Genomic DNA, 22,978 nt, shown 5'->3' on the forward strand with positions numbered 1-22,978 from the left:
TTGTAAGTTTCATTCTTGGAGGAGATCAGTTGTCGCACAGGAAGCCGGGCCAAATCTGCCTCGCTCTTTGCCTGGCTGCGCAGTTTCTCGCCATTGCGAATGCACAGGCCCAGATGCAGCGATCCGGCGTCGGAGCCACGCTTGGAGTCACCCCTCCTCCGCCAGTCGACGACATCTCATCCCGTCGGCACCGCAGCCCGACCGGAGCCGTCTGCCTGCGGCTCACCGCAGTATCTCGCTCCTTTCCCAACAATGACCGCCTGTTCAATCATTGGATCTATGCGGAGAACGTCTGCGGCGAGCGTGTTAGGGTGCAAGTCTGTTACTATGGCACGCGCAGCTGCATCGACATGGATGTTGGAGGCCACGAGCGGAAAGAAGCCATCCTTGGTACTCTACCAGCGACCAAGGATTTTCGGTATGAGTATTCGGAACGCTTCTAGATTTCGGAACGCTTCCGGATGATGACTCTGGACAGCAAAATTGAGGGGGAATAGCAGATGCTGAAATCGATCCTCGTCGGGGCCCTGCTGACGATGTCTGCGGGCGCGGCCATCGCAGCCGATTACTCCGTCATTCCGCAGCCGCAACGCGTGGTTCCGCGCCGCGCGGCTGTCGACGTCTGCCACGTTGAGCGCTGCGGCCCCCGCGGCTGCCGTGTCGTCAATCTCTGCCGCTGTCCGGATCATTATGCCTGCTACGGGCTCTACGACGCATACCGGCCCTACGGCGGTACGGCTTTCCTCAGCGTCTATACCGAATACTGATCGGTTCGGCTTCGTCTGGAGATGGGAGGCTGGCTCGCCTCCCGTCAGGCTTCGCGCGGTCGCCCTCGGCCCTGCCGGAGCGAAGACACCTCACCACGCGTTGCGGTAGGTCTTGCCTGAGAACAGGGTCAGCAAGATGATCTTGAGATCGAGCAGCAGCGACCAATTGTCGATGTAGTAGAGATCGTGCTCGATCCTGTTCTGCATCTTCTCGAGCGTATTGGTCTCGCCCCTCAATCCGTTGACCTGAGCCCATCCAGTCAGTCCGGGCTTGACCGTATGCCGCCGATCGAAGCTGTCGATGCGCGGAGTGAAGAGCTCGTTGTGCTTGATCGCGTGCGGCCGCGGGCCAACGACGGACATGTCACCCCGGAGAATGTTCCAGAGTTGCGGCAGTTCATCGATCCCGGTCTTGCGGAAGATGCGACCGATCCTGGTTATGCGCGAATCGTCCTTCGATGCTTGTCGAAATTCGGCACTGTCGGACACGTACATCGTTCTGAACTTGAGAACGCGGATTGCTTCGTTGTTATAGCCGTGGCGGATCTGCACGAAGAGAACCGGTCCCCTCGAATCGAGCTTCACGGCCAGCGACGAAAGCAGCAGCAGGGGAGACAATACGATCAGCCCCGCGGCCGCCGCCACGATATCAAATGTCCGCTTGACGACGAGGTCGAACACTGACAGCGGCCGGCGCGACATGGCAAAGGTGGCGAGGCCGCCGATTTCGGCCGTCTGCGCATTCGCCCAGAAGATGTCCCTATGCGTCGGCACCGCGTAAACGTCGGCGGGGATCTGCCTCAGGAGCGACAGTAGCATCCCGACGGTGCCATCCTCCTGCTTTCGATCGACGAGCAGGATGATGCTATCGGGTTGCAGAACCCTGCACCGTTCGACGAGCCTTACGCCGGTCGCGCGATCGAAATGAGTCGCTTCCCCGGACGCGGCATCCCAGCCGAGCGGACAGGCAAGAACTTCCAAACCTCCGCCCGACTTCCGCAACTGGCTTGCGCAAGCCTCGCAATCGTCGTTGCGCCCGACCAGCACCACGCGCTGCCTCTGAAGCAGTCCCTCCTGAGCGGCGTTCTGGAATGTGCGATAGGCGGCCAGCCGGACCAACCCGACCGCCGTCAAGCAGCTCACGAACTGCAAGATCAAGGTGCCGCGGGAATAGACGCCCGAGAGCTTGAAAATAAATAGAAGTGAGGTCAGGACAACGAACGTTGTGGCCGCAGCTCCGATTCCGGCGGAAGCGAATCGGATCTCCCGTTGCTTTTCCAGATGCAGGAATTGGCCAGCCATTGCGGCAATGCAGACCTCGGCTGCCCCGATGAAGCAGGATGCCAGCAGATAGACCTTCACGCGCAAGCCGGGAGTCGATGCGAGTACGTGGTACACCCAAGCCGACGCGAAAGCGGTCATCGCAACGCAGGTGAACTCGACGATGCTTATCAAAACAAAAGCGAGGCTCGCGCGCGCCGGTAACGAGGCTGCCATGGAACGCCAGAGGGCGTTCTGCTTGGGCTCTGAACAGCTATGGGGGAGGAGGGCACCCCTTTCAACAATATTCGTCACCGAAAACAACCACAAAATACGTAAGGCAGGTAAGAATGCGGTAACCCTACCGTATCTCTACCTACTCGAAAAGCCGATTTCGCGGGCAGCCGCTGATCAATTTTTTCGCCGAAGCGTTGAACTTTTCGCACCTCAGACATACGCCGCGCTCGGCATTTGGTCCCGATGAAGGGCTGCCTCAGGCTTCGTTTACGAAGATGAACCAAGGCTTGCCTGACGAAGATGTGCCAAGACCGGACAGATGTTAAGATGACTATCGTCACATTGCTCGCTGGTGTGATCGGCCCCTGCCGATCCGGCAACGCGCGCTGCCACGTGCTGGCCTTGCTCCGCGCACGCCGTAATCCTGGTCACGGATACCGTGCTTGCTGGCGGACCTTGGGGTCTGGACCGCGCTCCAGATGGTCGCGTTAACCATAATTTGCCAGTTGGGCTATTTCGCTTCCGTTCTGGCAGGCGAGCCTGACACAACGCCCTTCGCGTTAAAGCGATGACCTTTGGCTCGCCCCGCTCCAATTTCTGATATTGGTGACGGGCTGGCAGCCCTCCCGAATACGCCTGTCGGTATCTCCATAACCGCTGGCCATTGGGGCGTTGTGACTATGCAGGCTCAGCTCGATCAACCGCTGCCGTCTGGCTTCCTCACGTCACCTCAGTTGCGCTTCTACGCGGTAGGAGATATCCACGGACGGCTGGATCTGCTCGAGAAGGTTAACGCCAAGATCGAGGCCGACCTGAACAGAAGACCCTGTGCACGCTCCGTTCGGGTGTTCCTGGGCGATTATGTCGATCGCGGTCCGCATTCGCGAGAGGTGGTGGACTGCCTGTTGGCGCTCGAGGAGACCTGCGATACCGTCTTTATTTTGGGCAACCACGAAACGTTGCTGGCTGATTTCGTCCAATCTCCGACGGTCCTGCCGACATGGCTTTCCCTTGGCGGCCTGGAGACCCTGATATCCTATGGCATCCGTCCGCCGCGCAACCCGAACCAGGCCGACCAGTCGCGGCTGGCGGCAGAGTTCGCGGAAGCGCTGCCCGTCTCACACCTGAATTTCATTCGAGGTTTGAGACCGTGCTTCGCCTTTGATGACGTGTTCTTTGTGCATGCAGGGGTACGACCCGGCGTGCCGCTGAGCAAGCAATCGCTGACGGATCTGTGCTGGATACGTGACGATTTTCTGCTGCATGACGGCTTGTTCGGGCGGCTCGTGATCCACGGACACACGCCGGTCCGCACACCGGAAATTCGACCAAACCGTATCAACATCGACACCGGCGCCTACGCCACCGGGCAACTGACCTGCATGTGGATCGAAGGCGGCCGGATGGGGTTTCTCTGAGCAGAGAGTCTCACTCCGCGCAGGCTGGAAGCGACTGTGTCGAACAGTGCACCGCATTCGCCGGAAGCGGCAGGAATGAGTTGCGTGGACCGCGGCGAAGCCTCCGTCAGTGCTGACGGCATTCGGAAACGAAGGTCCCGTTCGTCGCCGTTAGCCGCTCGAGGCAATGGCGCGGATCCTTGACATCGCCGCCAACGACAAAATCATAAAGCTGTCCCTTGAGCACCAAGCCATAGCGGCCTGGAGACAGAGCGGTGCCGCCATTTTCCGGCTGAATCTCGTACATCTCGGCATTCTCTTTGATCGGCGAGACGCGATAGGGAAATGAAATGTTCCGAATGTACCATCCATCGTCAGCTGTCGTGATCGGTTTGCCGGCCGCGTCGTAGGAAATGGAGTGAGCAACCTTTGCAATGATGCGGATTTCGGCGCGCTCCGGGATATTCAAGGCCGCTTCACGCCGATAGACGATGAACTTGGGATTGCCGTCGCGAAGAACGGGCTGCTTGGTGATTCCCATTGTCGGCGAAATCGCGACCCGCGCGTCCTGGGCCTTGTTCGGCAATGGATTCAATTCGAAGAGCTTGTTCTCGCTCAATGCATAGACGCCAAACTCCGTGGGCAACAACCGCGAGGGCTTCGCTGGCTCGGCCATGGCGACAGCGTCTGGAGGTTTGGGGGGAGCCACAGTAGCAGTCTTGTTGATCTGCGACCTTCCCATGTGCGCGATATCGTCGCGATAGATGAACGCAAGCAAGCCGCCGATCATGGGCACGAGCACGGCCAGTACCCCAGCGATCATCGCAAGGGACACGGTTCGCGCTTTGCGCTTGGAAGCAGAACGGCCAAGTGCGCGAGGCTCGGGGTCGGACCATATCGTCTGGGCTGGGTCCTTCGCGTACTCCATCGCGGAGTCCGAAATCGCCAAGGGCAAAGGCGCCGCGCCCAAAGGAGCCGGCAGCTGCTGATCATTATTCCGCGAAAAGCTCTCGACACCATGGATGGCCGCTTCCAGCGCCTTCCTGGCCTTCGCCTCCTCGCTCGCAGGCATCCCTGAAGACAGCAGCTGTTCGCTCAGCTTGTACCGCGCCAGGTCGTAAACCGTCTGGCGCAAGCTATCCTGATCGGTACTGACCGACGTGATGATCCGAGACAGGACCAGCGCAAACTCAATTTCAGGCATAGGAGCCTCGCCGGCCGGCCCCGGTACCTGCTCGAGATCGCGCTTACTCATGAAAGAGCCGTTTCTATATGCCCGCCGTTTCGGCCTGATGCCGGCGCATTCTGCAACGGACCCATCAGAATAAGGCGGGCATTGCGGTACGAACCCATCCACATCCCAAGAGCTTCAGATTACGATCGATAATCAGGCGACCCTAGCAACAAATGGTACCAAGCTAAAGCCAGGCACCGGATTGTACCTGCAAGAAGGTTTGGTTTGCGAAGAGATTCGCGCTCACCTTGCCGCATATCCAGGGGACGGATCGGCGGGTCCCGCAACCGGTGGCTTCCCTAGACGATGAAATGAAATTCCTGCCAGGCGCTCCAGATCATGCCGTCCTTGACGCGAACCCAGAGGTCGTCAGACACGGTGCCGCCATCGAAAGTCGTATTGGCGAGCTGGGCCGCAGTGACGTTGATTGCAGTGTTGGCGGGCTGCGCATTCCCGCCGATGCTCCAGTGGCCGCTGCTTGCCGACGGCGTCGAATCCCAGAATTGATACTGGCTCATGTTGTCCCCGTCGGCATCCGTGACAGAGAACAGGCTCGATGCGGCCACGCTCTGGTGGGCGGTCGCGTGGAAGTCGGATGCCGAGACGACCGGAGCGTGGTCGATCGGTGCGTTGACGTGAAATTCCTTCCACGGCCCCCAGGCGAAGCCGTCATAGGCCCTCACCCAGAGATCGTCTGAACCGGAGCCGCTCTGAAAGCTCGTGTTCGAGAGCTGGGCGGTAGTCACATCGATTGCGACATCGGTGCCCTGAGCTACTCCGGCGACTACCCAGTGCCCGCTGCTGGGATCAGACGTTGAATCCCACAGCTGATAGTTCGTGATGCTGTCTCCATCCGCGTCGGCGGTCGAGAACAGCGTGGAGGCCGCAATATCCTGGCCGTGGCTCGCTGAAAAGTCGGCGGCCGACACGATCGGAAGATTGTCGGCTGGCGCGTTGACGTGAAATTCCTTCCAGCTGCTCCACATCATGCCGTCGAAGGCGCGCACCCAGAGATCGTCGGAGCCCGAACCGCTCTGGAACGATGTGTTGGCCAGTTGGGCCGCGCTCACATCGATGCCCTGGCCCGCGGGCTGTGTCACGCCGGCCACGACGAAATGCCCGCTGGCAGGATCGGTGGTCGAGTCCCAGAACTGATAGTTGGTGATTGTATCGTTGTCGGCATCGCTGACCGTGAACAGGCTCGAGGCGGCAATGTCCTGACCGTGCGTTGCGGTCACGTCCGGTGCGTTCACCACGGGAGCGTGGTCGATCGGCGCGTTGACGTGGAATTCCTTCCAGGCTCCCCATGTCGTGCCGTCATTGGCTCGCACCCACAGATCATCCGAGCCGGAGCCCGACTGAAACGAGGTGCTCGCCAATTGAGCAGGCGTAACATCGATGGCGATGTTGGCGGCCTGCGCCACTCCGCCGACTACCCAGTGACCGCTGGCTGGATCGCTCGTTGAATCCCAAACCTGATAGGCGGTGATCGTGTCGTGGTCGGCGTCGCTCACGCTGAAAAGACTGGATGCGGCAATATCCTGGCCGTGGGTCGCGGACACATCGGTTGCGCTGACCACCGGTGGATGGTCTGGGTACGGAACTGCCATAAACGGGACCCATGCGCTCCACAGCGTCCCATCGCAGGCCCTGACCCACAGCTGGTCGGAAGCGGAGCCAAATTGATAGCTGGTCTGGGCAAACTGCGCGGGAGTGAGGTCGATCTCCGCATTGGTGGCCTGAACGACACCATTCACCACCCATGCGCCGTTGCCGTTGGTGTCCCAAAGCGCGTATCGGGTGATCGTATCGAGATCCGGGTCGGTGACAGTAATCAGACTGGAGGCTGCGACCGACGTTTGTCCGTGCACTGCTGCGATGTTTAATGCGTGAACAACTGGAGCGAGATCCTGACCCGGCGTGGCCGTGAACGGGACCCATGCTCCCCAGAGATATCCATCATAGGCCCGCACCCAGAGCGTGTCCGGGGCAGTGCCGAACACGTAGCTCACCTGCGAGAGGCTAGCAGCCGAGACGTCGATCTCGGCGTTGGTGGCTTGCGCAGCACCATTGATCGCCCAGTGCCCGTGGCCCTCGGTGTCCCAGAGTGCATATTGGGTGATGGCGTCGCCATCCGCGTCACTGGCCGAGAACAGTGTGGATTCAGCCGCCGAGAGCTGCCCGTGCGAACCGGTCACGTTTGTTGCCGTGACCGTGGGCGCATGATCGGCCGGAGAAATCACGAAGGATTTCCAGTCGCTCCACAAATAGCCGTCGAAGGCTCTCACCCACAGCGTGTCCGAACCGGGGCCGGCTTGGTAACTCGCTTGGCCCAATTGCGACGCGCTGATGTCGATCTCGGTGTTGGTGGCCTGGACTGTTCCTCCCACCGTCCAGTGACCGTTGCCATTGGTGTCCCAGAAGGAATATTCGGTGATGGAATCGCCCGTGGCCATGTTCACCGAGAACAACGATGAGGCCGCATAAACCTGATTTCGGGCGGCAGACTGATCGCTGGCGGTTACCACCGGTGTCGTTCGGATGCTGTATCCGAGGTCCTTCAGGACTCCGATGTCCAGGTCGGAGATCGCGTACTGGTAATTGGGGTAGAAAACGATCCCGTTCATCAAGTCCAGTGTGAGCGGGTCCGTGACGGTCGACGGGGTGGCGTAGAAGTCGGATTGCTGGTTGCCGAAATGGTAGTAGTTCTGGGTGGTGCTGTTGGTGGTCAGGGGCACCGGGCCGCCATAAGCGGCCTCGGCGTTCGCACCGACGAAGTTGGCGCCGGTTGCGGTCTTTTGAATCAGCGTGTCGAAGGTGGATTCGTAGGCGCCGGGCAACTGGCCGCTCTGGTCGTACCAGCCCGTCATGCCGAAGCCGTGCATGAGCTCATGAAGAAAAACGTTGATCGGGTTGATCACGTTTCCAGGCACCTGACTGGACCAGCTCAGGCCATAGTCGAGGTCGATGTACTGGAAGTAGCCGGGATCGATGTTGATGGTGATGTCGCTCGTCGTTCCAGGCACGTGCTGTCCGGTGGTCAGTTCGTACTGGCTTGACGGCTCATACACCGCGAGCCCGCCATTGGTGCCCACGTTGTAGCTGGAGGTAGGCCCGCCGTCGGCACGGCCAACGGGGGTCGGCAGGATGTTGAGTGACACCGCCAGGGTGCCAATGCCCAGGATATATCGCTGCCAGATGTTGAGGGCCTGCTCGAGGTCGTAAACCAGAGACGTGTCGGCCGATCCGCCTGCGTTCGATGAATCGTTTAATGTTACCGAATAGTTCCAGGTCATCTTGGTCGAGCCTTCAATCTATGGTAGCACGGCAATAATTGACAATATTCATGCAGACCAGTCACTGGGTAGTTAATAGACGCCGAATGGCCAGCCCCGGACCGAGCGGTGCGTGAGGCTGTGTGTCCGGCGCCTCCGGCGCGATTGGTTGGGGCATCACCGTGGGGCATCACGCAGATTCCCGGCATTCCCTGCATGCTGCACGATCGAAGGCACGGCCCTCTTATACCCGATAGGGCCGGCGCGATCATCCCTTTGATCCCGGTGACAGCCACATCGGGTGCCGCGATCCGTAAGACTACGGAGCCTGGTTTGGTTTTCCGAACGGTTCCGCGATGGACTCAAGGATCGACATGATGTTACTCGCGAATTCGGCTTGGCCGTTGATAACGCCAATTGCATCTCGCCGAAGAGCCATAGTACTCTGCCTGTCATATTCATTTGCTGCTCCGTCGTTTCGTTACGAATAGTCAGTTTGCGCTGACGGCGAGGCCGACGAGCAGGGGCGGGGCCCGCTCACGGCAATCTCGGCTCACCTTCGACTGCAGTTATTTTCAGCTACTGAACAGATTAAGTCGCGAGATGATTGAAACGCGGAGCGGTACGACAGCGGACAGCGGGATAGTCGGGCTCGCGATGCTGTTGCGTTTTCAGGGCATCCCGGCCGATGTCGACCAGATTCGTCATCAAGTCGGCAATGGCCCGTTCGGAACGCCAGAGATGTTGCGCTACGCACGCTCGACCGGCGTCAAGGCTCGCGAGCTGAGCACCAACTGGCTGAGGCTCGAGAAGGTCCCGCTTCCTGCCATCGCGCTGCTGCGCGACGGAGGCCATTTGATCCTCGCCAAGATGGGCGCCGACAAGATCCTCGTTCAATCGCCTCTGTCAGAGCGCCCGGAGTTGATCACGCGGGCCGACCTGGAAGCGGTGTGGACCGGCAAGCTGATCCTGGTGAGCCGGCGGGCGGGACTGGTCAATCTTGCACGCCGCTTTGACTTGTCGTGGTTTCTGGGGGCAATCCACAAATACCGGTATCACTTCGTAGAGGTGTTGATCGCCTCCTTTTTCCTGCAGCTGTTTGCCCTGGTGTCGCCGCTGTTCTTCCAGGTGGTGATCGACAAGGTCCTGGTTAATCACACACTCAGCACACTCGACGTGCTCGTCGTGGGGCTGATCGGCATCGCGGTTTTCGAGACGGCGCTTGCGATATTGAGGACCTACCTGTTCTCGCACGTGACGAACCGGATCGATGTGGAACTGGGAGCCCGCTTGTTCCGGCATCTTATCGGGCTGCCCATTGCCTACTTCCAGGCTCGCCGCGTCGGCGACTCGGTTGCGCGGGTCCGCGAGCTGGAGAACATTCGCAACTTCCTGACCGGCTCTGCGCTCACGCTCGTGATAGACCTGTTCTTCACCGTCGTTTTCATCGCGGTGATGTTCATCTACTCACCGATCCTGACCTGGATCGTGCTCGGGTCCTTCCCGCTCTATGTCGGCATCTCGGCCGGCGCGACGCCGATGTTCCGGCAGCGGCTGGATACCAAATTCGAGCGCGGCGCCGAAAACCAGTCCTTTCTCGTCGAGAGCGTGACCGGGGTCGAGACGATCAAGGCCATGGCGCTCGAACCGCAGATGCAGCGCCGCTGGGAGGAGCAGCTTGCCGGATACGTGGCGGCCAGCTTCCGCGTGCTCAGCCTGGCCAATGTTGCGAGCCAATCGGTCCAGTTCGTAAGCAAGCTCGTCACCGCGGTGATCCTCTACGCCGGCGCCAAGCTGGTGATCGACGGGAGCTTGACGGTGGGCGAATTGATCGCCTTCAACATGTTCTCGTCACGCGTGAGCGCGCCGGTTCTGCGACTGGCGCAGCTCTGGCAGGACTTCCATCAGGCCAGGCTCTCTATCGCACGGCTCGGCGACATCCTGAATACGCCGGCCGAGCAGACTTTCAGCCCCGGCCGCGCCGTGCCGCCGCCCATCAAGGGGCAGGTCACCCTCGAACACGTCTCGTTCCGCTATAGGGTCGATGGACCCGAAGTGCTGCACGACATCAACATCAACATTCCTGCCGGCCAGGTCGTCGGCATCGTCGGTCCGTCCGGTTCCGGCAAGAGCACCTTCACGAAGCTCGTCCAGCGCCTTTACGTTCCGGAGACGGGCAGGGTCCTTGTCGACGGGATCGACCTTGCGATGGTCGATCCGGCGTGGCTGCGTCGCCAGGTCGGCGTCGTCCTGCAGGAAAACGTGTTGTTCAATCGCAGCGTACGGGAAAACATCGCGCTCGCCGATCCGGCCGCGCCGATGGAGAAAGTGGTCGCCGCGGCGCAGCTGGCGGGAGCTCATGAATTCATTCTGGAGCTGCCGGAAGGCTACGACACCGTCGTCGGCGAGCGCGGATCCAGCCTGTCGGGAGGGCAGCGGCAGCGCATCGCGATCGCGCGGGCGCTCATCACCGATCCCCGCATCCTGATCTTCGATGAAGCGACGAGTTCGCTCGACTACGAAAGCGAACGGGTCATTCAGGACAACATGAACCGGATCGTCAAGGGACGAACGGTTTTCGTCATTGCACATCGTCTGTCCGCTGTCAGGCGCACCGATCGGATCATCACCATTGATCGCGGCCGGCTCGTCGAACAGGGATCCCACGAGGAATTGCTGAGCACAGGCGGAAGATACGCGTCGCTGTACCGGTTGCAGGCGGGGATTCATGAAGTCGGCTCGTGAACTGGTCGCGGTCGGGGGCAAAACCCGGGACGAGCTGGCCTTCCTGCCGGCCGCCCTCGAAATCGTCGAGACGCCGCCATCTCCCACCGCGAGACTCACGGCCATCTTGCTTGCTGCCTTGTTCTGCTGCGCCGTGGCGTGGGCGGGGCTCGGCAAGATCGACATCATTGCCTCTGCCCCTGGAAAGATCGTGCCGGGCGACCGTGTTAAGCTGGTTCAGCCGCTCGAGATCGGAGTGGTGCGGGCGATTCACGTCCGCGACGGCCAAACCGTCAAGGCTGGCGAGATTCTGATCGAGCTGGATCCGACCAGCAATCAGGCGGAGCTTCAGCACCTGAAGAACGATCTTCTGTCGGCGCAGCTGGATATTTCACGCACCCGCTCTGCGCTTGACGGAAGCACCGACGCGCTTGACGGTGTACCTGCCGACACGCCGCCCGCGTTGGTTCAAATGCACCTGGAATTCTTGCGCAGCCAGGATTCCGAGCAGCGCGCCAAGTTGTCCGAGCTAGATCGGCAACGAGTGCAGAAGGTCGCGGAGACCAGGACGATCGACGCCAGCATTGCCAAGGTTGAGGCCCTGCTGCCGGTGCTTCAGGAGCGCGTCGGGGTTCGCAAGTACCTGGCGGACCGGGAGTACGGTTCAAAGCTGCAATACTTGCAGGAGCTCCAGGAACTCGTCGGGATGCAGCAGGACGTCCTGGTGCAGCGGAGCAAGCTCGAGGAGGCCAATGCGGCGGTCGCAGCGCTCGGAGAGACGCGCGCCAAGCTCGTCTCGGAATACCGGCACCGCCTGTACGACGATCTGGCCAAGGCGACGCAGAAGGCCGGCAGCCTCAAGGACGAGGTGGCCAAGGCCGAGCACCGGACCAACCTTCAGAAGCTTGCGGCCCCGATCGACGGCGTGGTGCAGCAATTGGCGGTGCACACGATCGGCGGTGTCGTCACGCCCGCTCAGACGCTCGCGGTCGTCGTCCCCAGCGACAGTCTGTTTGAAATCGAAGCGATGGTCTCAAATCGCGATATCGGCTTCGTGCACCCGGGCCAGGACGCCGAAATCAAGGTCGATACCTTCAACTTCACGCGCTACGGCCTGCTGCACGGCAAGATCGTCAGCGTCTCGCCCGATTCCGTCGCCCGCGACAAGGCGCGGGATCCAGCGCGTGAGCCTGGTGGCGGAGCGCCGGAGGAAACCAGCGAGCCAAAGGGGCAGGGGCCGGTATATATCGCACATGTCTCGATCGACCGGACCAAGATGGTCGTCGATGACAAGGAGATCAATCTTTCGCCGGGAATGACCGTGACTGTCGAAATCAGGACGGGCGCCCGCAGCGTCATCAGCTATTTGTTGTCGCCGATCGTGCGTTACCGGAAGGATGCTCTCCGAGAGCGTTAGAAAAAAACGGCTGTCAGACCGTCATCACGTGGTTCGCGATTCCACGTGGCTCAAGCTTGGATCGGATTCGTGGATCGCCAGGCAGTTTTGCCCCGCGTCATAAGTCCGGTATCCATGATCGGCCAGCGTGCGGACAAGTGCGGCCTTGTCGGTCTTGATGAATTCCGCATGGATAACAGGGTGATGCTGCCGGATCGTGGCGCTGGCCCCCTCCAGCACCTTCAGCTCCATACCTTCGACGTCGATCTTGATCAGATCGCAGCGGCTCAGATTCAGCGAGTCCAAGGTGATCATCGTCGTTTCAGTGCCGCTGGCCTGGGAATAATCGATCTTCTGTCCGATCTGCTCCGTACCGGGGCGTTGCGTCACCTCCAGACTGCCGAAACTGGCGGGTTTCTGATGGCTTAAGGTCGGCACCCAGGTCTTGCCGGTCTCCGACGAGATCACCGCGTGCATCGCCCGCGCATTGAAGCAGTTGTTGATGGCGATGTTGCCGGCAAGTGCGTAGTAGACCCGCTCCTGCGCTTCGATGGCAAGGACCGAGCCCCAGCCGGCCATGTGCTTGGACCATTCGATGGTGTGAACGCCGATGTTCGCCCCGCAGTCGATGGCGACCACGCCGTCCCCCCGGTAGGTTCTTCGCAGTGCAAGAAGACCCTTTGTCAGCTCGATTTCTGTGACGTCGAACGCACCGTGCTCGAGAATCTGAATCCCCACGCCAAAGATGTGGTCGCCCGCAGTGTGGTAGTCCAGCCGATTGACGATCAGCGGGCCATGGGCTGATGCTGCGATCACAAACGGGATCTTGCTGGGGTTGCGGCTCATCGCTTGTGTTTCTTTGTTTCTGCGGTCCCGGAGCGGCCGCGAGGGGTACCCGCCAAGGTTTTCGTCCGTTGACGCGGTTGTCAATCTCGCTTACCGTCTGCCCTGTTTTTTGGCGTTCTTTATATTTTCGGGCCAGGGGATATTCGTGAATGCGATTGCCGTCGCGCCGGCGATCGGGCTGAAGCGTCCGATTGACACTATGGCCGACCAACCCAAAATCATCGTTGACCGTTCGACCGGAGCCGTGCCTGCCAAGTCGGAGGCTGCCAAGTCGGAAGCCGTTGCGCCGGATGCCGAGGCGCCCAAGCGGGCCTATCCGGCCGCCGCCGAACTTCCCACTCAACTCGGTCCAAAGGGACTGCGATTCGACTTCAACGACGGCGCCCGGGTCGTCTGTCCCGAAGCCGAAGGTCCTTGGCGCGTGCGTCTTTGGGACGCCGACACCGGCAATGTTCTCTTCGAGACGAAGTTCGCGGGCGGGCGCGTCAACAGCTCAAAGCGTTACTACATTCGCTTTCGTATCGAAGTCTTGCAGGGCGAGGATGTCATTTTCTCGCATGAGTACAACGCGACGGATCGTCACGTCCTCGTACAGCTTCCGGTCGGCACCCTGGGCGACACGATCGGCTGGTTTCCCTATGTGGAAAAGTTCAGGCAAGCTCACAATTGCAGGCTGACCTGCGCAATGGCGGAGAAGCTGATCCCGCTGTTTCGCGATGCGTATCCGGAGATCAACTTCGTCACGCATGAGGAAATTCAAACCGATCGGTACTACGCCACGTACAGCGTCGGGTTGTTTTTCGACGACAAGAATTTCGTCTACCAGCCATGCGACTTCCGCTTCGTTGGGCTGCATCGCACCGCCGGATACATCCTCGGCGTCGATCCGACCGAGGCGGCGCCGCGCATCTCGCTGGCCGATGATCAAAGACCCATCCCGGAGCCCTATGTCTGCATCGCGGTCCAGAGCACCACGCAATGCAAGTACTGGAATAACCCGAACGGTTGGCGCGAGCTGACCAGCTTTCTCAAGCAGGCCGGCTATCGCGTGATCTGCATCGATCAGAAGCCGACGCACGGCCACGAGCTGGTATGGAATCACATTCCGAACGGCGCGGAGGACTGGACCGGTGACCGCCCCATTCAGGAGCGGGCGAATCTGCTTAACCATGCGGACTTTTTCATCGGCCTCTCCAGCGGACTTGCCTGGCTGGCCTGGGCGGTCGGCACCCCGGTCGTGATGATCGCGGGCTTCACGCATCCGACAAATGAATTTGCTACGCCCTATCGCGTCATCAACTATCACGCCTGCAACAGCTGCTGGAACGATCCGGCAGTTCGATTCGACCACAAGGATTTTTTCTGGTGCCCCCGCCACAAGGGGACGCCGCGTCAGTTTGAGTGCACGAGACTGATCACCGTGGATCATGTGAAGTCGGTGATCAGGACGATTCCTGGATTCAAGCTCTAGCCTATTTCAAGCACTGGCAATTATTTTGGGGGGCGCGCTGCCATGAGCACAACTTTTGTAAGCTCGGGTTTTACCAGCTCAGGACTGACCGAAACCGGCGGCAATACGCTCGAGGTCCTCAATGGAGGCTCCGCGGTCTCGACGACGCTGAGTAGTGGTGGCCAGCTCTTGGTCGATTCCGGCGGCTACGCAGCCGCGACTACGATCTCGAGCGGCGGCAGCGCTGTCATCAGCGCCGGCGGCGCGATGAGCGGTACCGGCAGTGGTAGCACGGGCATTTTCAACAGCGACAACGGCACTGTCAGCGTGCTGTCCGGCGGTGTGGTGGATCATATCCGTGTCAGTAGCGGCGGCGTGCTGAACGTATTGTCAGGCGGCCTTACCAGTGGCGGTATCGGTTCGGGCACGGGCGTTTTCGCGGGAGGTGTGGAGAACGTCTCGGCCGGTGGGTCCGCGTCCTTTGCCGCGATCTATTCCGGCGGTGTCATGAACGTCGCCGGCGAAACGCTGAACAATATCGGTGTTTCGGGAGGCGTTGAAAACGTCCTTTCGGGCGGTTTCATCAGTGGAGCGCCGAATTCGGGCACGGGAGTCTATGCGGGAGGCGTCCTGAATATCTCTGCCGGCGGTTCGGCGGCCTATGTCGGTGTTTCGAGCGGCGGCACCTTCAACGTCGCCGGTACGGTGCTGAGCTCTGTCGGTGTGTACAGCGGCGGCGTCGAGAACGTGCTGTCGGGTGGCGTGGTCCAGGGTGTGTCCGGAGGCTTTGGCACCGCGATCTCCGGCGGCACGGTGAACGTGCGGTCGGGCGCGACCGCGACCGCGATGTTCGTCTATGCCAGCGGTGCGCTGAACGACAGCGGCATCGTCACTAACCAGTTTGTGCTCAGCGGCGGCGTTGAAACCGTCTCGTCCGGAGGCCTCGCGTCGGGCGTGCAAGTTTCGGGCGGCGGTCTGCTCGACATTCTCGCCGGCGGCTCGGCGACGAATGTCGGCGATGCCGGGAGGGTCATCGTCGAGGCCGGCGGCACTGCCGACCACATCCTGGTTTCGTCCGGCGGTGTGCTCAGCGTCGGCGGCACCGTCACCAGCAATACAGGGGTCCTCGCGGGCGGCGTCGAGACGGTGCTGTCCGGTGGACTGATCAGCGGAAGCAGCGGCGCGGGGACCGGCATTTCCGGCGGTACCGTAAACCTTCTGGCCGGAGGCTCGGCGGTCTTTGTCGGCGTGTCGAGCGGCGGCACGTTCAATGTGGCGGGCACCGTGCTCAGCAACGGCATGGTGTTTGCCGGCGGTGTCGAGAACGTGCAGTCCGGTGGTCTGATCACCGGAGCCATCAGTTCGGGGACCGGAGTTCTCGGCGTATTGAACGTTCTGGCCGGTGGTTCCGCGGCGTATGTCGGTGTTTCGAGCGGCGGCACGTTCAACGTGTCGGGCACCGTGCTCAGCAATGTCGCTGTCTATGCCGGCGGTGTTGAAAATGTTCTCTCGGGCGGTGTCGTCACCGGCGTGACCGGTTCCGGGACCGGCGTCTCTGGCGGCACGGTCAACGTATTTGGCGGCGGTGCGCTGGATCACCTGACGGTTTCGAGCGGCACGCTGAATGTGTCCGCCGGCGGCACGGTGCACAACATTACGGTGTCGAGCGGCGGCACCATGAATGTCGCCGGCACGATCACCAGCAACACGCTGGTCTCGAGCGGCGGTATCGAGAACGTGCTGTCGGGCGGATTGATCTCCGGGGCTACGAACTCCGGGACCGGAGTGCTCGGCACATTGAACCTTCTTGCCGGCGGTTCCGCCGTTCACGTCGGTGTGTCGAGTGGCGGGACGTTCAACGTGGCTGGCACGGTGCTCGGCAATGTCGGTGTCTACGACGGCGGCGTTGAGAATGTTCTCTCGGGTGGTGTGGTCACCGGCGTCCCGGGCTCCGGGACCGGCATATCCGGCGGCACCGTCAACGTCCTTTCGGGCGGTGCGCTTGATCATCTGACAGTTTCGAGCGGCACTCTGAATGTCTCGGCTGGTGGCACGGCACACGATCTTACGGTGTCGAGCGGCACTCTGAATGTCGCGGGTACGATCATCAGCAATACGCTGGTCTCGAGCGGCGGTATCGAGAACGTGCTGTCCGGCGGCTTCATCTCCGGCACATCGAGCGCGGCGACCGTCATTTTCGCCGGCGGTACCGTGAACGTCCTGGCCGGCGGTTCGGCCACGCACGTCGGCGTGTCGAGCGGCGGCATCTTCAATGTTGCAGGCAAGGTGCTGAGCAACACCGGTATCTACAATGGCGGCGTCGAGAACGTGTTGTCCGGTGGATCGATCTCGGGAGCGAGCGGATCCGGGACCGGAATTTCGGGCGGCACGCTGAACCTGTCGGCCGGCGCCTCCGCCGCCTTTGTCGGCGTGTCGAGCGGCGGCATCTTCAATGTCGCGGGCACCGTGCAGAGCAATGCCGCCGTCTACAATGGTGGTGTCGAGAACGTGCTGTCCGGCGGACTGATCACTGGAGCCGTCAGTTCGGGCACCGGCGTGAGCGCAGGCGGCGTATTGAACGTTCTGGCCGGCGGCACGGCGGCATTCGTCGGCGTGTCGAGCGGCGGCACGTTCAACGTGTCGGGCACCGTGCTCAGCCGCGTGGGCGTTTATGTCGGCGGTGTCGAGAATGTCTTTTCAGGTGGTGTCGTCACCGGGGCCGTCGGCTCCGGGACCGCCATTTCCGGCGGCACGGTCAACGTCTTTTCAGGCGGCGCCCTGGATCACCTAACCGTTTCCAGCGGCGGCGTGCTCAACGTCGCTTCCGGAGCCACGGCGCACGACATCGCGGTGTCGAGCGGTGGCACGTTCAATCTTGCCGGCGCGGTGACGAGCAACGTCTTCGTGTTCGCCGGAGGTAATGAACTTGTATCCTCCGGCGGCTCCACGGGGCCGGTGACGATCTCCGGCGGCGTGGTCGAATTGCAGGCCGGCAGCGTCGCGAGCGGCGGCATCACCTTCAGCGGCTCCGGCGGGCAGCTCAAGATCGACGGCACGTCCTTGGCCGGCACGACCATCAGCAGTCTGGTCTTGGGCGATAGCATCGACCTTGCCGGCCTCAATTTCGTATCCGGCGGATCGGCGACCTTGCTCGCGGGCAACATCCTGCATGTCACCGAGGGGGCTTCCTCCTTCGATCTGCAGCTTGATGCGACCCCTGGCGTGCGCTTCAGCGTCGGCGCGGATTCCGGCACCGGAACGCTGGTGACGACGCGTGCCGATATTGCGCCGGTCACATCGGCCCCCAACGTCCAGGCTGGTCCCACCCAGACCTCTGCGCTGGCTTCCAGCCTGTTCTCGGCGTCGGATGCCGATGGTGATACCATCACTACCTACGCGTTTTGGGACACCCAAGGCAACGGCCACTGGGTGGTCAACGGCGTCACCCAGGCCACCAACGCCGAGATCGATGTGTCAGCGGCGAACCTGTCGCAGGTCAGCTACGTGTTCGGCCCGAGCGGCACGGCCGATACGCTCTACGTCCGGGCCAATGACGGGACGCTGTGGGGCGCCTGGGCTTCATTCACGGCGACGGCCTTCGTCGACACCGCGCCGACCGTGCACGCAAGCAACTTCACGGCAGCCCACGCGCAAACGTCGATAGCTGCATCGAGCCTGTTCACGGTGAGCGACCCGGATGCCGGCGCGACGGTGACGCAATACGCGCTTTGGGACTCGGGCACGAGTGGCCACTGGGTGGTGAACGGTGTGGTGCAGGCCGCCAACACCGAGATCGATGTTCCTGCGGCGAACCTGTCGCAGGTGAGCTACGTGTTCGGACCTCCTGGATCTCCCCCGGACCAGTTGTACATCCGGGCGAACGACGGAATGTTGTGGGGAGCCTGGGCAGGGTTCACCGCAAGCCCAGGGCCCGACGCGTTGCCGGTTGTGACGGCAGCGAACGTGACCGCAGCCCATGGCCAAACGTCAGCTCTCGCCTCGAGCCTGTTCTCGGTGTCGGATTCCGATATCGGCGATACGATCACCCAGTACGCGTTCTGGGACACCGGCGGCAATGGCCACTGGGTGGTGAATGGCGTTGCCCAGGCGGCCAACACCGAGATCGACGTGTCGGCAGCAAACCTCTCGCAGGTCAGCTACGTGTTCGGCCCCGGCGGCTCGACGCCCGATACGCTTTACGTGCGGGCCAATGACGGATTGGCGTGGGGAGCCTGGACCGGGTTCACTGCGGGACCGGGATCCGATCAGGCTCCGATCGTGACGGCGTCGAACGTGACTGCGATCCATGGCCAGACGTCGGCGCTCGCGTCGAACCTGTTCTCGGCGTCGGATCCCGATCCAGGCGACACGATCTCGATGTATGCGTTCTGGGACACCGGCGGTAGCGGCCACTGGGTGGTGAATGGCGTCGCCCAAGCGGCCAACGCCGAGATCGACGTTGCGGCTGCGAACCTGTCGCAGGTCAGCTACGTGTTCGGCCCCGGCGGCTCGACGCCGGATACGCTCTACGTGCGCGCCAATGACGGATCGAAGTGGAGCACCTGGACCGGGTTCACGGCGACACCGGGACCCGATCAGGCTCCGATCGTGACGGCGTCGAACGTGACTGCGATCCATGGCCAGACGTCGGCGCTCGCGTCGAGCCTGTTCTCGGCGTCGGATCCCGATCCAGGCGACACGATCTCGATGTATGCGTTCTGGGACACCGGCGGTAGCGGCCACTGGGTGGTGAATGGCGTCGCCCAAGCGGCCAACACCGAGATCGACGTTGCGGCGGCGAACCTGTCGCAGGTCAGCTACGTGTTCGGCCCCGGCGGCTCGACGGCAGATACGCTCTACGTGCGCGCCAATGACGGATCGAAGTGGAGCACCTGGACCGGGTTCACGGCGACACCGGGACCCGATCAGGCTCCGATCGTGACGGCGTCGAACGTGACTGCGATCCATGGCCAGACGTCGGCGCTCGCGTCGAGCCTGTTCTCGGTCTCGGATCCCGATCCAGGCGATACGATCACCCAGTACGCGTTCTGGGACACCGGCGGCAACGGCCACTGGGCCATCAACGGCGTCGCTCAGCCAGCCGGTACCGAGATCGATGTGGCAGCAGCGAACCTGTCGCAGGTCAGCTACGTGTTTGGCCCCGGCGGCTCGACGCCGGATACGCTTTACGTGCGCGCCAATGACGGATTGAAGTGGAGCACCTGGACCGGCTTCACGGCGACACCGGGACCCGATCAGGCTCCGATCGTGACGGCGTCGAACGTGACTGCGATTCATGGCCAGACGTCGGCGCTCGCGTCGAGCCTGTTCTCGGTCTCGGATCCCGATCCAGGCGATACGATCACCCAGTACGCGTTCTGGGACACCGGCGGCAACGGCCACTGGGTGGTGAATGGCGTCGCTCAGGCGGCCAACACCGAGATCGACGTTGCGGCGGCGAACCTGTCGCAGGTCAGCTATGTGTTCGGCCCCGGCGGCTCGACGGCAGATACGCTCTATGTGCGGGCCAATGACGGCAGCATGTGGGGTGCGTGGAAGGGATTCTCCGCGACACCCGGACCCGATCAGCCTCCGGTGGTGACGGCGTCGAACACGACTGGAATCCACGATCATTCGGTGGCGGCCTCGACCCTGTTCTCGGTCTCGGATCCCGATCCAGGCGATACCATCACCCAGTACGCGTTCTGGGACACCGGCGGCAACGGCCACTTCGTCGTCAACGGCGTCGTTCAGGCCGCCAACACCGAGATCGACGTGTCGGCGGCGAATCTGTCGCAGGTCAGCTACGTGTTCGGCCCCGGCGGTTCGCCGTCGGATATGCTCTACGTGCGGGCCAATGACGGCAGTGAGTGGAGTGCCTGGAAGGGCTTCACCGCCACCGCAACCAACCAGCCGCCGGTGGTCTCGGTCTCAAACGTGACGACGGTCGCGGGGCAGGTCTTTGCCGTCGCGAACCTCGTCACGGCGACCGATGCCGATGGCGATGCCATCACCAAATATGCGCTGTGGGATTCCAACACCAACGGGCATTGGAGCATCAACGGCGTGGCGCAGGCCGCGAATACCGAGATCGACGTCACCGCGGCGCAATTGTCCCAGGCGACCTATCAGGCCGGCTCGGGCACCGACCAGCTCTGGATCCGGGCCAATGACGGCACGGCGTGGGGCGCCTGGCAGTCCTTCAACGCGACGGGCGAGAGTTCCAGCAATGCCACCATTGCGGCCGGCGCCACGCTGGAATTGACGGGGGCTTCAAGCGCCACCGTGACATTCTCGAGTACGACCGGAACGCTGAAGCTCGACAATTCCGCGAGCTTTACCGGAACTGTCGCCGGGATGAACAATTCGCACACCGATGCGATCGATTTTGCGGACATCAGTTTCGCAAACGTTCACACCCCGAGCTTCAGCGGCACCAACTCGAGCGGAACGCTCACGGTGACGGACGGCACCGTCACGGCGAGCATTGCGCTGCTCGGCAACTACATGGCCTCGACCTTCACGACCTCGAGCGACGGCCATGGCGGTACCCTGGTTGTCGATCCGCCGGCGACCCAGGTCAGCCAGCTCGCGCAGCCGCAGCATGCGTGAGGCTTGAAGACGAGGGACTGCGTGGGCCTGCCACGGGCCCACCGCAGCCCGATCCCTCAACGGCAGACACAAGAGGCCCGCCTCTCGGCGAGCCTCTTCGTGTCGTGCAACGTTTGCTGGATACCACGCAAGACAGAGCGCTTCATCGCCGACGCCGATTACGGCGCCGAGCTGTTGGCTGCTTCCGCGGGCGCATCATCCGCATTCGGGTCGGCCGCGGCGGTGGCCCAGGCGAGTTCGACGAGCGTCACGCTCCGCCGGCCGGCCCCGTCAAGCTGGCAGACGATCAGGCCCTGCTCCTCGATGTAGGTCAGAAGATGCCGGGCGCGGCGCAGCGAGTGCGTGCCGTAGGCGCGGGCGATCGCGGCGTCGCTGGGGCAGGGCCAGCCTTCCTTCGCCGCGCGAGCGATCATCATGAAGACGCCCTGCATGTCCTCGGGCAGGATAGCCGCGCGCAGCGAGACGTCCTGCCACGCGTCGTCCTCCGCCATCTCGGTGCCGAGGCCAGCGCGGGCCCGCGTCAGCATGCGGCGGAAATCGCTTAGCTCCGGCACGACGGCGCCAAGACCTTCGATGCGGCAGCGGACCACGAACTCCTGATAGAGCACGCCGATGGCGCGGAAGCCGGCGTCGGGCTCGGCGAGGATGGCGCGCAGGATGCGATCCAGCCGCTCACGCCGCTCGGCCAGCTGCTCGGCGCTGAGTGGCGGTTCCGCAGCCTCGGGATCGGCCTCCGGTGCCGGCTGCTTGGCAGCCATCAGCTGGCTGAGCAGATCCGGTGACGGCGGCCGGCGCTGCGGCCTGGCCGTGGTTTCAGGCGGCGGGGCTGCGAGGATGATGGCGCGCGCGTCTTCGAGCGCCGCTTCAGGCAGCGGCATCAGTCGCGGCGCCGCGTTGCGCGGTTGGGTGTCGGTCGGACCGATGCGGAGGCCTAGCGGACGGCGGGAGAGTGCGGGCCCCAGCGCCATGAATTGTCCGCGCTCCAGGTCGCGGAACGCTTCCGCCTGCCGCCGCTCCATGCCGAGCAGGTCGGCGGCGCGCGCCATGTCGATGTCGAGGAAGGTCCGGCCCATCAGGAAATTGGACGCTTCGGCCGCGACATTTTTGGCAAGTTTCGCCAGCCGCTGGGTCGCAATGATCCCGGCAAGCCCGCGCTTGCGGCCGCGGCACATTAAATTGGTCATCGCGCCGAGCGAGAGCTTGCGTGCCTCGTCGGAGACTTCGCCCGCGATCGCAGGCGCGAACAGTTGCGCCTCGTCCACCACCACCAGCATCGGATACCAATGGTCGCGCGGGACCTCGAACATGCCGCCGAGGAACGCCGCCGCGCGCCGCATCTGGTTCTCAGCGTCGAGCCCTTCGAGATTGAGCACGGTGGAAACGCGGTGGATGCGCACGCGCTCGCCGGCGACCTGCAGGCTGCGCTCGGTATGGTCCTCGGCGTCGATGACGAGGTGGCCGAATCGCTCGGCCAGGGTCACGAAGTCACCCTCGGGATCGATGATGGTCTGCTGCACCCATGGCGCGCTCTGTTCCAGCAGCCGGCGCAGCAGGTGCGATTTGCCGGAACCCGAATTGCCCTGCACCAGGAGGCGCGTGGCCAGCAGCTCCTCGAGGTCGATGGCCGCCGAAGCGCCGGCCGTCGTCTGTCCCATCTCGATCGCTACAGTCATGTCCCGACTCAAATCATCCTTGCGGACGCGGCTTAACAAGCCGATCGCGCCCCGTCGAGCGAACCGCGGCATGATCCCCAGGCACGGCCGGGATGCGGGCGATCCGA

At 62.4% G+C, this 22,978-nt stretch carries 12 protein-coding genes; 7 read left to right on the forward strand and 5 right to left on the reverse strand.

Translation table 11 applies throughout. The features are described from left to right. Positions 1 to 29: 29 nt before the first annotated feature. On the forward strand, positions 30 to 443 hold the full coding sequence (locus tag ACVISU_RS27565; protein WP_456708959.1) for a hypothetical protein: 414 nt from the start codon (positions 30 to 32) through the stop codon (positions 441 to 443). A gap of 57 nt (positions 444 to 500) precedes the next feature. After that, a complete protein-coding gene (locus ACVISU_RS27570) occupies positions 501 to 767 on the forward strand; it encodes a hypothetical protein (RefSeq protein WP_050400672.1) in 267 nt (88 codons plus the stop codon). 90 nt (positions 768 to 857) lie between these two features. Here ACVISU_RS27570 and ACVISU_RS27575 read toward each other — a convergent pair whose 3' ends face one another. Beyond that, positions 858 to 2,342 (reverse strand): exopolysaccharide biosynthesis polyprenyl glycosylphosphotransferase, encoded by a 1,485-nt coding sequence (locus ACVISU_RS27575; RefSeq protein WP_456708960.1) that lies wholly within the window; start codon positions 2,340 to 2,342, stop codon positions 858 to 860. Between the two features lie 602 nt (positions 2,343 to 2,944). Between ACVISU_RS27575 and ACVISU_RS27580 the strand changes: the two genes are divergently transcribed. After that, positions 2,945 to 3,682 (forward strand): metallophosphoesterase family protein, encoded by a 738-nt coding sequence (locus ACVISU_RS27580; protein WP_050400670.1) that lies wholly within the window; start codon positions 2,945 to 2,947, stop codon positions 3,680 to 3,682. A 106-nt stretch (positions 3,683 to 3,788) separates the two neighbouring features. Here the strand turns inward: ACVISU_RS27580 and ACVISU_RS27585 are convergent, their stop codons facing one another. Together ACVISU_RS27585 and ACVISU_RS27590 are read right to left on the reverse strand one after the other, a co-directional pair. Then, positions 3,789 to 4,916: a hypothetical protein gene (locus tag ACVISU_RS27585; RefSeq protein WP_456708961.1), complete on the reverse strand. Its 1,128-nt coding sequence runs from the start codon at positions 4,914 to 4,916 to the stop codon at positions 3,789 to 3,791. Positions 4,917 to 5,194: 278 nt separating this feature from the next. Next, complete coding sequence (locus ACVISU_RS27590) at positions 5,195 to 8,191, reverse strand: hypothetical protein (protein WP_456708962.1); 2,997 nt, start codon at positions 8,189 to 8,191, stop codon at positions 5,195 to 5,197. Positions 8,192 to 8,773: 582 nt separating this feature from the next. Between ACVISU_RS27590 and ACVISU_RS27595 the strand changes: the two genes are divergently transcribed. Next, entirely contained in the window at positions 8,774 to 10,915 is a 2,142-nt protein-coding gene (locus ACVISU_RS27595) for a type I secretion system permease/ATPase (protein ID WP_456708963.1), read from the forward strand. Continuing rightward, positions 10,899 to 12,311: an HlyD family type I secretion periplasmic adaptor subunit gene (locus ACVISU_RS27600; RefSeq protein ID WP_050400667.1), complete on the forward strand. Its 1,413-nt coding sequence runs from the start codon at positions 10,899 to 10,901 to the stop codon at positions 12,309 to 12,311. Before ACVISU_RS27595 ends, ACVISU_RS27600 begins: the two co-directional genes overlap by 17 nt. A gap of 24 nt (positions 12,312 to 12,335) precedes the next feature. Here ACVISU_RS27600 and ACVISU_RS27605 read toward each other — a convergent pair whose 3' ends face one another. Continuing rightward, a complete protein-coding gene (locus tag ACVISU_RS27605) occupies positions 12,336 to 13,136 on the reverse strand; it encodes an FkbM family methyltransferase (protein ID WP_456708964.1) in 801 nt (266 codons plus the stop codon). A 145-nt stretch (positions 13,137 to 13,281) separates the two neighbouring features. Here ACVISU_RS27605 and ACVISU_RS27610 point away from each other — a divergent pair, with 145 nt between their 5' ends. Beyond that, on the forward strand, positions 13,282 to 14,607 hold the full coding sequence (locus ACVISU_RS27610; protein ID WP_456708965.1) for an autotransporter strand-loop-strand O-heptosyltransferase: 1,326 nt from the start codon (positions 13,282 to 13,284) through the stop codon (positions 14,605 to 14,607). A gap of 42 nt (positions 14,608 to 14,649) precedes the next feature. After that, the gene (locus ACVISU_RS27615) at positions 14,650 to 21,198 is read left to right on the forward strand and encodes a hypothetical protein (protein WP_456708966.1); all 6,549 of its coding nucleotides are present in this window, start codon (positions 14,650 to 14,652) and stop codon (positions 21,196 to 21,198) included. A gap of 158 nt (positions 21,199 to 21,356) precedes the next feature. Here ACVISU_RS27615 and ACVISU_RS27620 read toward each other — a convergent pair whose 3' ends face one another. Then, complete coding sequence (locus ACVISU_RS27620; protein ID WP_456708967.1) at positions 21,357 to 22,871, reverse strand: helicase HerA domain-containing protein; 1,515 nt, start codon at positions 22,869 to 22,871, stop codon at positions 21,357 to 21,359. Positions 22,872 to 22,978 lie beyond the last annotated feature (107 nt).

Source organism: Bradyrhizobium sp. USDA 4452, from assembly GCF_054063575.1.

Bases quoted from the DNA above. Each gene is read 5' to 3' on its own strand.
- ACVISU_RS27600 (WP_050400667.1), top strand. From the start codon at position 10,899: ATGAAGTCGGCTCGTGAACTGGTCGCGGTCGGGGGCAAAACCCGGGAC.
- ACVISU_RS27570 (WP_050400672.1), top strand. From the start codon at position 501: ATGCTGAAATCGATCCTCGTCGGGGCCCTGCTGACGATGTCTGCGGGC.
- ACVISU_RS27620 (WP_456708967.1), bottom strand. From the start codon at position 22,871: ATGACTGTAGCGATCGAGATGGGACAGACGACGGCCGGCGCTTCGGCG.
- ACVISU_RS27595 (WP_456708963.1), top strand. From the start codon at position 8,774: ATGATTGAAACGCGGAGCGGTACGACAGCGGACAGCGGGATAGTCGGG.
- ACVISU_RS27590 (WP_456708962.1), bottom strand. From the start codon at position 8,191: ATGACCTGGAACTATTCGGTAACATTAAACGATTCATCGAACGCAGGC.
- ACVISU_RS27605 (WP_456708964.1), bottom strand. From the start codon at position 13,136: ATGAGCCGCAACCCCAGCAAGATCCCGTTTGTGATCGCAGCATCAGCC.
- ACVISU_RS27585 (WP_456708961.1), bottom strand. From the start codon at position 4,916: ATGAGTAAGCGCGATCTCGAGCAGGTACCGGGGCCGGCCGGCGAGGCT.
- ACVISU_RS27580 (WP_050400670.1), top strand. From the start codon at position 2,945: ATGCAGGCTCAGCTCGATCAACCGCTGCCGTCTGGCTTCCTCACGTCA.
- ACVISU_RS27615 (WP_456708966.1), top strand. From the start codon at position 14,650: ATGAGCACAACTTTTGTAAGCTCGGGTTTTACCAGCTCAGGACTGACC.